Below are 12,390 nucleotides of genomic sequence, written 5' to 3'. Positions count from 1 at the left end.
ATGGCGCGCGAGCTGGGGGTCTCGACCGCCACCGTCTCCCGCGCGCTGAACGGGCACCCGCACGTGAGCGAGGAGACGCGCCGCAAGGTCGTCGAGGGCGCCGCCCGCATGGGCTACCAGCCCAACGTGCTCGCCCGCGCCCTCCGTCAGGAGCACAGCCGGCTCGTCGGCCTGATCGTCCCGGACGTGCGCTCGGACTTCTTCGCCGTCGCGACCTCGGTGCTCCAGGACGTGCTGACCGACCACGGCTACCGGCTGATCCTCGGCGTCAGCGGCGACCGGCCCGAGGTCGATCGCGACTACGTCTCCACCATGTTGCAGCACCGGGTGGAGGGGATCGTCCACGTGCCGTGCACCGACGACGGCGCCGCCCCGTACCTGCGGACCGCCCGCGACGCGCCGCCCGTCGTCGAGTTCCTGCGCCACAGCCGGGTGCGCCACTGCGACACGGTGGTCTCCGACGAGGAGCGCGGCGCCGGCGAGCTCGCCCGTCACGTGCTCGGGCTGGGGCACCGGCGGCTGGCGGTGATCGCCGGGCCCGAGCGGTTCAGCACCACGCGCGACCGCGCCGGCGGGTTCGCGGCCGCGGCGGCCGACGCCGGCCTGGAGGTGCAGGTCCTCTACGGCGAGTACGCGCACGAGTGGGGGCGCACGGCGATGGAGCGGCTGCTCGACCAGGAGACGCCGCCCACGGCCGTCTTCGCCGCCGGCAACCAGCTCGTGTCCGGCGCGCTGCAGACGGCGGCCGACCGCGGGATCGCGCTGCCGGAGGAGCTGTCCCTCGTCGGCGCGGACGACCCCGACTGGTACCGCAGCTGCCGGCCCGCGGTGACGACCTTCGCCGCGCCGCTCGAGCAGATGGGGATGGTCACGGCCCAGACGCTGCTCGGGCGGATGGGCAGCGACCCGAAGGCCGCCGTCGGCCCGGTCGACTGCCGGCTGGCCGGGCGGCTGACGGTGCGCGGGTCGTGCGCGCCGCCGCCGGCCGGGCGCTGAGCCGGCGACGGCGCGCGGCGGGCTCCGGCCGGCCGCGGAGCCGGCGGCGCCCGTCAGGCCTCGGCGTCGGCGCGCAGGCCGAGCAGGTCCAGGGTCAGCGCCCCGCCGAGCAGCTCGCGCTTCATCCGCTCCTCGGCCTCCTGCCGCCGACGGGCGGCGTCGAGCACGGCCGGCACGTCGTCGCGAGGCACGACGGCCACGCCGTCCTCGTCCGCGACGACCCAGTCGCCCCGGCGCACGAGCACGCCGCCGCAGACGACGGGCTCCCCCACCGCGCCGGGCGTGCGCTTCGTCGCGCCGGCCATCGCCACGTGGCGGGCCCACAGGCCGAAGCCCAGCTCGTCGATCTCGCGCAGGTCGCGGACGCCGCCGTCCACGACGGCCCCCGCCACGCCGCGGGCCTGCGCCGCGACCGCGAGCACGTCGCCCAGGTAGCCGACGGCGACGCCGGCGCCCGCCACGACGAGCACCTCGCCGGGCGCGGCGACGGCGACGGCGCGGTGCACCGCCAGGTTGTCGCCGGCGGCGCAGGCCACCGGCAGGGCCGGGCCGGCGAGCGCGACGCCCACGCGGCGGCGGACGGCGGGGTCGAGCGCGCCGCGGCGGCCGGCCGCCTCGTAGAGCGTGGCCGCGCCGATGCCGTCCGGCAGCGCGGTCGGGACCGGCTCACGCACCGGACCGGTCCTCCATCAGCTCGACGCAGACGCCCGGCAGCGGCTCGAAGAACGCGATCCGCCGCACGCCGAACGTCCCCGAGATCGTCCGCACGTCGCCGACGAGCAGGGCCCGCCAGCCCCCGTCGAGGTGCGCGTCCAGGTCGTCGACGGCGAAGCTCAGGTGCAGCAGGCCCGGGGGCGTGGGCTCCGGCCGGTCCGCGTCGTGCAGCGCGCGGGCGAACAGGTTCAGCCGCGCGTCGCCCAGCGTCACCTCGGCGAAGCGGTCGTCGCCGCCGAGCGCGTGCTCCCGCACCGGCCCCAGCCCGGGCAGGGCCGCCAGCGTCGCGGCGGCCGCGTCGACGTCCGCGACCTTCGCCGCGACGTTGACGAGCCGCATCACGGGGTCGTCTCCTCGACGAACTCGAGCGTCTCGTAGAACGACGGCGGCAGCGCCGCGCGCGACGTCAGGCGCTCGATCGCCTGGTCGACGTGCCACTGCCCGCGCGCGACGGTGAAGACGCCGTGCCCGGGGCAGAGCGCGTCGACGCCCAGGCCGCCGAGCTTCGGCAGGTCCCGGCGGTAGTCGTCCAGGTTCGACGCCGGCAGGTTGACGAGCCCGATCCGGCCGGCGTGGAAGACGACGTCGCCGGTGAAGAGCGTCCGCCGCCCCTCGTGCTCCCACAGGAAGCAGGTCGAGTCGGGCGTGTGGCCCTCCACGACGATCGCCCGGAAGGTGGCGTCGCCGACCACGATCTCGTCGCCGTCGTCGACGAGGTGGTCGGGCTCGACGCACGGGAACGTCCAGCCTTCGGGGTACATGCCCAGGCCGACGTTGAACGGGATCCCCGGGTCGGTGCCCTGGGCGACGATCGGCGCGGCGACGCGCGGCATCCAGATCTCGCAGCCCCAGCGCTCGCGGAACGCCTTCAGGCCGGCGGTGTGCCCGTCGTGCGAGTGGGTGACGAGCACCGCCGCGATGCGCGCCGGATCGAGGCCGTCGGCCTGGACGTTGCGCTCGATCGCGTCGACGTCGAGCCCCCGGCCGGCGTCGACCAGCACGAGCGGGCCGCCGGCGTCGACCAGGAAGATGTTGCAGTCGAAGCGGTGCGACAGGCCGAACTGCTCCGAGCCGACCAGGTGCAGGCGCGGCGCGAGCCTCATGCGTCGGCCTCGCCGCGGAAGAGGTCGTGCCGGAGCACGACGCTGTCCTCCGGCAGGTCGAGAGCCCGCAGGCCCGCGGCGCCGTGCTGGTAGACCGGGTCGGCGGCCGACAGCGGCAGGGTGACCGGCTCGCCCGTCGCCGCGGAGCGGTACGCCGCGAGCACGACCTCGAGGTCGGCGCGGCCGTCGTCGACGGTCGGGCCCGTGTCGTCCGTGCCCCGCAGGCGCGCGACGAACGACGCGATCGCGCCGCGGTAGTACCAGTCCAGCGGCAGGACCTCCCACGTCAGCGGGTCCAGGCGCTGCTCCATCCGGCCCTGCGTCAGCGCGACGGCGGAGGCCGCGTTGTGCGGCGCGTTCAGCCCGCCCTCGTGGACGACCTTCAGCGCGCCCTCGGTGCCGAAGACCGTGGCGTTGCCGGTCGAGCCCCCGCCCCACGTCAGGCTGACGGACGCGTACGCGCCGGACGCCGTCTCCAGCAGCAGCGTCGCGTGGTCCTCGACGTCGCCGGCGCGCACGACCATGCGGTCGATGTGCGCCGTGACCTTCGTGAACGGCGCGCCGCCCAGGTACGCGCGCGCCAGGTAGATGACGTGGATGCCGTAGTCGATGAGGATGCCGCCGCCCGCGAGCGCCGAGCGCAGGCGCCAGCTCGTCGCGTTCTCGCCGCCGACGTCCGGGGCGAAGACGCCGATCGCGTTGACCGACGCGAACGTCGGGGTGCCGATGGCGCCCTCGCCGACCAGCTCGGTGACGCGCGCGTGGGACGGGAACCAGCGGAAGTTCTGCAGCATCCCGATCGGGGTGCCCGTGCGCTCCGCCGCGCCGATGATCAGGTCGGCCTCGCGCAGGTTCATCGCGAGCGGCTTGTCGCAGGCGATCGGGATCCCGGCGTCCGCGGCGGCGACGAGGATCTCGCAGTGCGTGTGGTGCGGGGTCGAGACGTCGACCATGTCGACGCCGCCGGCCGCGACGAGCTCGAGCGGGTCGGCGTAGCAGCGCTCGGCGGGGATCCCGAGCTCGCGCTGGGCCCGCTCGCGGGCGTCGGGCGACGGATCCGCGACGGCGACGATCTCGACGCCGTCGAGGGCGGCGTAGGAGGGGACCTTCAGGTCCCACGCGGCGAAGCCGGCGCCGATCAGGCCGACGCGGATGGGGGCGTTGCTCATGCCAGTGCACCTCTCGTGCGCTCGAGGCCCAGGGACGCCGAGACGTCGCGGGGCCGAAGGAAGTTCTCGATCTCGAGGGCCGCCCAGCCGGCGTAGCCCTCCTCGTGCAGCGCGCGGACGGCCGGGAGGACGTCGAGGACGCCGTCCCCGGGCAGCCGGAACGCGCGGGCGCCGGTGCGGCCGTCGGGCACGTACCCCAGGTCGGCCCGGCGCCGGACCAGGTCCTTCACGTGGACGTGGGTCGTGCGCGCCGCGTAGCGCCGGGCCGCGTCGGCCTCGTCGTCGGCGTACAGGGCGTAGTGCGCGGTGTCGAAGCAGAGCCCGGCGACCTCGGGGGCGACCAGGCCGAGCAGCTCGTCGATCTGGGCGGGGCCCTCCACGATCGTCGCCGCGTGGTGGTGGACCGCGAGCCGCACGCCCAGCGGGCCGGCGTCGGCGGCGAGCGCGTCGAGCAGGCCGGCCAGCTCGGCCAGCGTGCCGCGGCCCGGCGGAGGCGGCAGGATCGGGATGACGTCGGCGCCCAGGCGCGCGGCGAGCGTGGCGGTGCGCCGGTGGGCGTCCAGGGACGCCTCGTCGTGCAGGAACCCGCACATGACGGCCGCGACGCCGACGCCGGCGGCGGCGGCCGCGTCGACGAGCGCCCCGGGATCGTCCGTCCCGTCGAGCAGGCGGTGGGTGTGGTGCGGCTGCAGCTCCAGGCCCTGGCCGCCCGCGGCCCGCAGGTCGTCGAGGGCCGCGGGCAGCTCGCCCGGGGCGTACAGCACGGTGGTCAGCGCGAGGCGCATGGGGAGCCCTCCTTCGGGCGGTGCGGGTGGGTGCAAGACGGTCGGGGGCCGGCGGCGCGGCGGCCGCGGGGCGGCCGGCCGGACGGCGCGGCGGCGTGGCCCGGCCGCCGCGGGGCGGGCGTCACCGGGCGGCCCCCGCCGGGACGCCGCGGGCGGCGAGCAGGGCGACGAGCCGGTCGTGCGGCAGGGCCGGCCACAGGCGGCCCTCGCGGCCGACGAGGTCGCGGTTGGCGATCAGCGCGTCGAGCGTCGCCTCCTCCGTCGCCTGGACGACGGCCTCGTAGAACGGGTCGACCGCGCCCCACGGCAGGAAGTCGAGCCGCCCGAGCTCCGGCGTCCCGCTCGTGACGGGGTCGAACCCGAACGCCCCCGGGTTGGCCGTCGAGCAGGCGAGGAAGAGGTCGCCGGAGTAGTGCGATCCCGACGTTCCGGTGCGGGCCAGCCCGAGCGCGGCGCGCCGCGCCAGGGCCCGGCACTGCCCGGGCAGCAGCGGCGCGTCGGTGGCGACGACGACGATGACCGAGCCGGCGCCGGGCGGCGGCCCGTCGGGGTCGCGGTCCGCGGCGACGTCCTGCAGGTGCCGGCCGACGGGCACGCCGGCGACGACCAGCTCGGGCGACGCGCCGAAGTTGGCCTGCACGAAGACGCCGACGACGTGCTCGCGGTCGCCCGTCGTCACGACGCGCGACGCCGAGCCGGAGCCGCCCTTGAAGCCGTAGCAGACCATGCCGGTGCCGCCGCCGACGGACCCCGCCTCCAGCCGCCCGCCCCGCGCGCCGTCGAGCGCCGCGCGGACGACCTCGGGCGTGACGTGGCGGCCGTTGATGTCGTTGACGCGGCCGTCCCACGTCTCGGCGGCCACGGGCAGCAGCCAGCGCTCCGCGAGGGCCGGGAAGCGCTCGGCGGTCCACTCGATCGTCGCGCGGTGCGCCACCCCGACGGCGTGGCTGTTGGTGATCGTGATCGGCCCGGCGCAGGTGCCGGACTCGTCGACCCACGCGGCGCCGGTCATCTCGCCGTTGCCGTTGAGCACCGCGACGCCGGCGGCGCACGGGTCGCCCGGCGCGTCGCGGCCGCGCGGATGGATCGCCGTGACGCCCGTGCGGACGTCGTCGCCCTCGATCAGGGTCGCGTAGCCGACCTCGAGGCCGGGCACGTCGGTGATCGCGTCGTGCGGGCCGGGACGACCGTCGAGGGGCAGGCGGAGCCCGCGGGGGCGGACGGCCCCCGACGGCGTGTGCGTCCACGCCGCGGGGACGACGCTCGGGGGAGAGGGCGCCGGGGTCGGCGCCGAGGGCTGCGAGGGGGTCATCGGACAGGCCTGTAATCGATTGCAGCGCGAGCGTACCAGCGAACCCGTCTGCGGGCCAGCCCTCGTCGCCCGCGCGCCGGCGACCGCGGCGCAGGCCGGGGGCCCGGCCGGCGCTCGCGGCCGCCCCCGCGGGAGGACGGCCCCCGGGTCCTCCCCGGCCGGGATGCGGAACGCCGCCGCCGGGTACCCGCAGGGGGACCGTCCCCCAACCGACCGAAGGGCACCGCATGACCGACACCTCCTCCTCCCGCCTCGCCGGCCCCAAGCCCGCCTTCCGCGCCTCGGAGGAGCTGGCGGGCCGGCTCCAGCGCGTGCACGTCGACCTGATCGACCTGCACATCCAGGGCAAGCAGGCGCACTGGAACGTGGTGGGCCGCAACTTCCGCGACCTGCACCTGCAGCTCGACGAGATCATCGAGGCCGCCCGCACCTTCTCGGACGACCTGGCCGAGCGGATGCGCGCGCTCTACGTCACGCCGGACGGCCGGGCCGCGGCCGTCGCCGAGCAGTCGTCGCTGCCGGCGTTCCCGTCGGGCGAGGTCGACACGTCCGAGACGGTCGACCTGATCGTCGAGCGCCTCTACGCGGTGTGCGGCACGATCCGCGAGGTCCACGACGCCGTGGACGAGGCGGACCCGACGACGGCCGACCTGTTCCACTCCTTCCTGGAGAAGCTGGAGCAGTTCGCCTGGATGGTCGGCGCGGAGAACCGCGTGGCCGAGAAGACCGAGCCGCGCCCGGTCCACGAGTAGCCGGCGCTGGCGGCGCCCCGACGGGCGCCGCCGCCCCGCCCGGCGCGGGCGGCCGTCCCGGTCCGGCGCCGCGGTGCGCGGGCGGGCCGGCCGGTCAGTCCAGGACCGCGGGCACCTCGGGGTACGCGCCGTAGTCGCGGGCGCGCGAGCCGCGGCGCTGGCGCTCGATCGCGTGCATGCCCCGCTCCGTCCACGGCGCGGGCCGCCGCCGCGTGGCGAGCGCCCACGGCAGGCCGCGCAGCGCCAGCGCCACGCCGCGCGCCGTCTCCGTCCGCGGCCCCGACGCGCGGACCAGGTGCGCGCTCCACGACAGCGCCGTGGGCCACGGCCGCCGCCGCCACAGGAACCACAGCGCGTTGCGCAGCCCCAGGGCGCGCACCTCGCCGCGGCGCTCGCCCTCGGGGTGGTGGTGCACGACGAGCTCGGGGACGTAGCGCATCGCCCACCCGGCGGTGACCAGCTCGGTGCCGACGAGCTCCTCCTCGCCGCCGACGACGAGCCGCTCCTCGAAGCCGCCGACGTCGACGAACGCGCGCCGGCGCACGGCCGAGGCGCCGCCCATGAACGACACGAGCGGGTGTCCCGGAAGCTCGGGGTCCCACGGCAGCGGGCTCGCCGCCATCTCGTCCGAGATCGGGTCGACCCGCCCGTCCTCCCCCACGAGGATCCGGGCGGTCACGAGCCCCAGCTCGGGATGGGCGTCGAACAGGTCGGCGGCCGCGTCGAGCGTGCCGGGCGCCCACCACGAGTCCGCGTCCGCGAACGCGACGTACGGGGTGCGGGCCAGCCGGACGCCGGCGTTGCGGGCGACCGGTCCGCGGCGCTCCCGGAGCCGCACGACCGTCACGTCGGGGTGCGCCGCCTGGACGTGCGCCGCCGTGCCGTCCTGCGACGCGTCGTCCACGACGATCACCGGCGGCCGCTCCGGCAGGGCGGCGAGCTCCGCCAGCGTCCGCTCCAGCTGGTGCCAGCCGTTGCGCGCGGCGATGACGACGGTGGTGCGCTCGCCCGGCCGCACGGGACGCCCCGCCCGCAGCTCGTGCGGCGGCAGCGGCGGCAGGCCCGCGGGCGAGCGCGCCGCGTTCTGGGCGTCGAGGTCGCGCAGCCGCGACTCGAGGGCCGCCGACGGCGCGCGGCGGGTGGCGAGCGCCCACGGCAGGCCGGCGACCGCCTGGCGCAGCCCGTCGCGGACGTGCTCGTCGCGCCGGGCCTGGCGCGCGACGCCCACGGTCGCGCGCAGGGCGGTGCCCACGGGTCGGCGACGCCACGTCGTCCACAGGTCGTTGCGGGTGGTTCGGGCCCGCCGCGGCCCAGGGTGCCGGGCGGCGTCGGGGAGGTGCCGGGCCAGGACGTCCGCGGCGTACGCGCCGCGCCAGCCCGCCGCGGCCAGGTCGATCGCGACGGGCGCCTCCTCGCCGCCGATCCCGTAGCGGCGCGGGAAGCCGCCGACGGCCAGGAAGGCGTCCCGCCGCACGACGGCGGCGCACGCGAGGAAGCCGAGGATCTCGGGCCCGGCGGGGGCGCGGCCGAGCGGGCTGCGCGCCATCAGGTCGCAGACGGGATCCAGGCGTTGGTCGTCGCCGACGAGGATGCGGCCGTTCAGCAGCGCCAGCCGCGGGTCGGCGGCGAAGTGCTCCGCGGCCCGGTCGAGCGCGCCGGGCAGGAACCACGAGTCGTCGTCGCAGAACGCCACGAGCGGCGTGCGGGCCTCGCGCGCCCCGGCGTTGCGCGCGGCGGCGCCGGCGTTGTGGCGCAGGCGGACGAGGGTGACGCCGTCGTGACGCCGGGCCACGCGCGCGGTCTCGTCGTCCGCGGAGGCGTCGTCGCAGACGATGACCGCCACGCCGGGCGAGGCGTCGCGCAGCGCGGTGAGCGTCGCGTCCAGGCGCGCGGCGCGGCCGCGGGTGGCGATGACGACGGTGACGTCGGTGGCGGCGCGTCCGCCGGCGGCGGGCGCCGCCCCGGCCCGCGGATCGGCGGCCGCGGACCGGCCCGCCCGGGGCGGGCCGTCGGCGCGGGCCGCGTCGGGAACGGCGACCGGCTCCGCCGGGGCGGTCTCCGGCAGGGTCGTCGCGTCCGTCACGAGCGCGACACGAACTTCGCGAACGTGGAGTCGCTGCCGTCGGCCTTCTGCTCCTGGTAGAGCAGCGCCAGGCCCTCCTCCTCGAACTTCGCGAAGAAGTCCTCCCAGGAGATCCGCTCGAGCCGGTCGCTGTCGCCCCCGGGGAAGTCGATGCGCAGCACGCCCGGCTCGCCGCCCTCCTCCGTCGCCTTGACGGTGGCGGGCTTGCCGTCGTGCTCCTCCACCCAGCGCCTGATCTCGTCGTGATCCGTCGTCGTCTTCGAGGTGCTGCCGGACATGGGTCGCCTCCGGGTCGGGGAACGGGGTCGCCCGCTGCCTACCCGGTCGGGCCGCCGGGGATGCGCCGCCGCGACGGGCTCAGAACATCCCGAGCCCGAACCCGTCCACGCGGGTCGTGCCGTCGGCGAACCGGTAGATCGTGCGGCTGCGGCCGCTCGCGAACGTGCCGTCGACGACGGCGAGGAACGCGTGGGCCGGCCCGGTCGGTCGCACCGTGCGGATGTCGCGCGGCGTCTTCAGGGTGATGGCGACGACGTCGTCGCGCACGCGGCCGCCGAAGTACGTCAGCCCCGGCAGGGTGCGGCGGGTGACGTGGTCCGGCTCGCGCTCGCCGACGACGTCGTCCGGCTCGCCGCCCATGTCCCCGCCGCCCGAGTGGACGACCGCCGGCATGCGCCGGGTCAGCCGCGGCGGTCGGCGGGCGCAGCCCCGATCCATCCGGCGCACCTCGGCGGCGGTCGTCTCCGCGAACGTGCCGAGCCCGAAGGTGATCCGGCCGACGCGGCCCTCGACGACCCGTCCGACCGGCCCGACGCACCAGCCCCGCGGGCCCCGGACCGTCGGCAGCGCGAAGGGCACGCCCCCGCCGGGAGCCGGCGCCCGGACGCCGATGCGCGCCGGGACGGACCGCCGACGGACGACGCGCGTCCGCGCCGCGCGGTCGCCGGGGTAGCGGAGGGACACGGCGATCCCGCGACGCGCCGCGGCGGGTCGGGCGACCCGCAGGATGGCGCCGTCGGGTCCGCCGGCCGCGCCGCGTTCCTCCCGGCCGCCGATGCTCGTCCGCACGTCGCGCGCCGCCGGGCCGACGAGCCCCCACAGCACGGTGGCGCCCAGGCGCGGACGCTCGTCGTCGATGCCGGTGATCGCGGTCAGCGCATCGACGTGCGGGTCGCCCCGCAGGTCGGGGCGCCGCGAGCCGCACCACGCGGGTGCCGCGAACAGGCTCGGGCGGACCGGCCGGAACGTGCCGGCTCCGTCGAGCCAGCCGAACCGCCCCCGGTGGAGACGCCCGAGCTGCACGCAGCGGCTCGTCCCGATGGTCACCAGCCGGCCGTGCCGCCGGGGGTCGTGGAAGGTGCGGTCAGCGCGGAACACGCGGACCGCCCAGTCGGGACCGCCGAGCGGATCCGCCGCTCGGGCCTCGATCCGCGGGGTGCCGTGGACCCGCAGCAGCAGGCGTCCGGGCTCGCGCGGCTCGGGGCGCGCGGCCGCCGTCCGCAGCACGGCGCCCGGCCGGGCGGCGCGCTGCGCGGCGCCGGTCGCGCGGTCCGCGGCGCGGGTGGCGGGCAGCAGCAGCGCGGCCAGGCCGCCGGCGACGACGCCGACGAGCAGCGCCACGAGGAGCAGCCGCACCAGCGGCCGGCGGGCGGGAGCGGTCACTTGCGACCTCCGTGGATCGGGAGCGGCACCGGGTGCCGCACGAGGTTGGTGTCGCCGCGGTACGTGCGCGTCCGACCGTCGCGCAGCTCGACCCGCACGCGCAGGTCGGCAGGATCGACGTCCCCGGGGAGGACCGCCAGGATGTTCCACGCGCGCCGCTGGAGGGCCGGCTGCGGGGGCGCCCCGGGGCGCAGCACCGTCACGCGCCGCACGTCCTCGCCCGCGGAGCCCCAGACCGCGGTGCGCGCCGGCGCGCCCCGCCAGCTCGAGCTCCACCCGAACGGACCGGGGACCGGGCGCCGGCCCGCCAGGCGGCGCACCGCGAAGGCGACGCCGTACGGGTGGTCGTTCGCAGCGCGCAGGGCGCCGCAGACCACCGGGCTGCGCGGCGCTCGGGGGTCTTGGCGGGCCCAGGAGAACGACGCGCAGCTCCGCCCGTCGTCCGAGAAGCTCGTCCCCTGCGCCCGCCACGCCCGTCCGCCCTCGGGGTCCAGCACGAGCGTCGGATCCCAGCCCAGGTCCTCGCGCTGCGTGCGGCCGTCGGCGAACCGCAGGCGCACCCGCAGCCCCAGGTCCTCGGGGTAGCCCCGGAGCACGGCCGCGAACGCGCCGGCCTGCGGGTCGACGGCCGCCCGCGTCGTGCCGCCCGCGGTCTCCACGTCGACCCGGCGGAGGTCCCGGCCGGCGACCCCGTTGACGACCGTCCGCACCTCGCGCGGCGTCCGGCCGTCGAAGACCCGGGCGCCGAGCAGGCTGGCCGTGCCGCGCTGCTCCTGCCCGCACGAGTCGGCGATGCCGTCGGCCAGCGGGCGGAAGCGCCGGTCCAGGCCGACGATGCCGAAGTCGCCGTCCTGCACCTGGCCGACCGTGCTGCACAGGTAGCCCGTGTCGCTGCGGGCGATCCGCAGGGTCCACGGCGGCGCGTCGCCCGCGGGATCGGCCACGCGCAGGGACGCGACCCGGCCGCTGCCGGGCACGGGCGTCTGCTCGCGCGGCACGTCGGCCGCGTCCGGCGCCGGGATGACGCTGCCGCGCAGCGCGTACAGGGTGCCGGCGCCCGCCGCCGCGGCCGTCGCCCCCGTCAGGGCCACCGCGGCGACGACGGTGCGCAGGGACCACGGCCCCCACGGTCCGCCCCGCCGACGGGACGCCGCCGGCAGTCGCCCCTCGGCGCGCCGCCGGGCCGCCGCCACCAGGTCGCGCTCGAGCCCGTCGATGAAGTCGCTCATCGCCCCGCTCCCCTCAGCTGTCCCCGCAGCACGCGGAGCCCGCGGCTGACCCGCTGCCGCACGACCGCCTCCGACACCGCGAGCGTCGCCGCGATCTCGCCGTAGTCGCGCTCCTGCACCACCCGGGCCACCAGCGCCTCCCGCTGCTCCTCGGGCAGCCCCTCCACGAGCGCCGCGACGTCGTCGCCCTCGTGCGAGAGCAGGTCGTCGATGCGCGCCAGGTCGTCGTCGGTCAGCGCGCGCGGCAGGATGCCGAGGCGCCGACGGGCCCGGTCCTCGACCTGCCCGCGCCGCACCGCGTCGACGAGCGCGTTGCTCGCGATGGAGAAGAGCCAGCCGCGCACGTGGCCGCGCGCCTCGTCGTACGCGTCGAGGCGCTCGAGGACCGTCGCGAACGTCTCGGCGCAGATGTCGGCCGCAAGCTCGGGGCGGCCCGTCCGCCGCACGAGGTACGCCAGCAGCGGCCGCACGTGGCGGCGGTACAGGACGCCGAACGCCTCGGGCTCGGTCCGTGAGGCCGCGAGGAGCTCCTCGTCGGTGCGGCGGTCGGGTGGCACGTGAGTACTACGCGGACCCCGCCGCCCG

General features: G+C 77.8%; 13 protein-coding genes. 2 read left to right on the top strand and 11 right to left on the bottom strand.

What is annotated here, in order from left to right; genetic code table 11:
* Positions 1 to 996 (top strand): LacI family DNA-binding transcriptional regulator, encoded by a 996-nt coding sequence (locus tag J3P29_RS16745; RefSeq protein WP_210495325.1) that lies wholly within the window; start codon positions 1 to 3, stop codon positions 994 to 996.
* Between the two features lie 53 nt (positions 997 to 1,049).
* Here J3P29_RS16745 and J3P29_RS16740 read toward each other — a convergent pair whose 3' ends face one another.
* The 6 genes from J3P29_RS16740 to J3P29_RS16715 form a co-directional block, all read right to left on the bottom strand.
* Complete coding sequence (locus J3P29_RS16740; RefSeq protein ID WP_210495322.1) at positions 1,050 to 1,670, bottom strand: 4-carboxy-4-hydroxy-2-oxoadipate aldolase/oxaloacetate decarboxylase; 621 nt, start codon at positions 1,668 to 1,670, stop codon at positions 1,050 to 1,052.
* Positions 1,663 to 2,052: a hypothetical protein gene (locus J3P29_RS16735; protein ID WP_210495320.1), complete on the bottom strand. Its 390-nt coding sequence runs from the start codon at positions 2,050 to 2,052 to the stop codon at positions 1,663 to 1,665. The genes J3P29_RS16740 and J3P29_RS16735 overlap by 8 nt, the downstream gene beginning before the upstream one ends.
* Positions 2,049 to 2,813 (bottom strand): MBL fold metallo-hydrolase, encoded by a 765-nt coding sequence (locus tag J3P29_RS16730; RefSeq protein ID WP_210495319.1) that lies wholly within the window; start codon positions 2,811 to 2,813, stop codon positions 2,049 to 2,051. Before J3P29_RS16730 ends, J3P29_RS16735 begins: the two co-directional genes overlap by 4 nt.
* The gene (locus J3P29_RS16725; RefSeq protein ID WP_210495317.1) at positions 2,810 to 3,982 is read right to left on the bottom strand and encodes a Gfo/Idh/MocA family oxidoreductase; all 1,173 of its coding nucleotides are present in this window, start codon (positions 3,980 to 3,982) and stop codon (positions 2,810 to 2,812) included. The genes J3P29_RS16730 and J3P29_RS16725 overlap by 4 nt, the downstream gene beginning before the upstream one ends.
* Positions 3,979 to 4,767 carry a sugar phosphate isomerase/epimerase gene (locus J3P29_RS16720; RefSeq protein WP_210495316.1) on the bottom strand — a complete coding sequence of 263 codons (789 nt, stop codon included), beginning with the start codon at positions 4,765 to 4,767 and terminating at the stop codon, positions 3,979 to 3,981. The genes J3P29_RS16725 and J3P29_RS16720 overlap by 4 nt, the downstream gene beginning before the upstream one ends.
* Before the next feature lie 121 nt (positions 4,768 to 4,888).
* Positions 4,889 to 6,079: a P1 family peptidase gene (locus J3P29_RS16715; RefSeq protein ID WP_210495315.1), complete on the bottom strand. Its 1,191-nt coding sequence runs from the start codon at positions 6,077 to 6,079 to the stop codon at positions 4,889 to 4,891.
* A gap of 227 nt (positions 6,080 to 6,306) precedes the next feature.
* Here J3P29_RS16715 and J3P29_RS16710 point away from each other — a divergent pair, with 227 nt between their 5' ends.
* Positions 6,307 to 6,831 carry a DNA starvation/stationary phase protection protein gene (locus tag J3P29_RS16710; protein ID WP_210495314.1) on the top strand — a complete coding sequence of 175 codons (525 nt, stop codon included), beginning with the start codon at positions 6,307 to 6,309 and terminating at the stop codon, positions 6,829 to 6,831.
* Between the two features lie 94 nt (positions 6,832 to 6,925).
* On the opposite strand, the gene J3P29_RS16705 is transcribed toward J3P29_RS16710, so the two are convergent.
* The 5 genes from J3P29_RS16705 to J3P29_RS16685 form a co-directional block, all read right to left on the bottom strand.
* Positions 6,926 to 8,914: a glycosyltransferase gene (locus tag J3P29_RS16705; protein WP_210495312.1), complete on the bottom strand. Its 1,989-nt coding sequence runs from the start codon at positions 8,912 to 8,914 to the stop codon at positions 6,926 to 6,928.
* Positions 8,911 to 9,192, bottom strand: coding sequence for a hypothetical protein (locus J3P29_RS16700; RefSeq protein ID WP_210495311.1), 282 nt, complete (start codon positions 9,190 to 9,192; stop codon positions 8,911 to 8,913). The genes J3P29_RS16705 and J3P29_RS16700 overlap by 4 nt, the downstream gene beginning before the upstream one ends.
* Positions 9,193 to 9,271: 79 nt before the next feature.
* Positions 9,272 to 10,576, bottom strand: coding sequence for a hypothetical protein (locus tag J3P29_RS16695; RefSeq protein WP_210495309.1), 1,305 nt, complete (start codon positions 10,574 to 10,576; stop codon positions 9,272 to 9,274).
* The gene (locus J3P29_RS16690) at positions 10,573 to 11,805 is read right to left on the bottom strand and encodes a hypothetical protein (RefSeq protein WP_210495308.1); all 1,233 of its coding nucleotides are present in this window, start codon (positions 11,803 to 11,805) and stop codon (positions 10,573 to 10,575) included. The genes J3P29_RS16695 and J3P29_RS16690 overlap by 4 nt, the downstream gene beginning before the upstream one ends.
* Positions 11,802 to 12,362, bottom strand: a complete 561-nt coding sequence (locus J3P29_RS16685; protein ID WP_210495307.1) for an RNA polymerase sigma factor — start codon at positions 12,360 to 12,362, stop codon at positions 11,802 to 11,804. The genes J3P29_RS16690 and J3P29_RS16685 overlap by 4 nt, the downstream gene beginning before the upstream one ends.
* Positions 12,363 to 12,390 lie beyond the last annotated feature (28 nt).

The sequence above is a fragment of the Patulibacter sp. SYSU D01012 genome (assembly GCF_017916475.1).
Taxonomy (GTDB): domain Bacteria; phylum Actinomycetota; class Thermoleophilia; order Solirubrobacterales; family Solirubrobacteraceae; genus Patulibacter.
The sequence above is the reverse complement of the archived record's forward strand: the minus strand, read 5'-3'. Positions and strand labels throughout refer to the sequence as shown.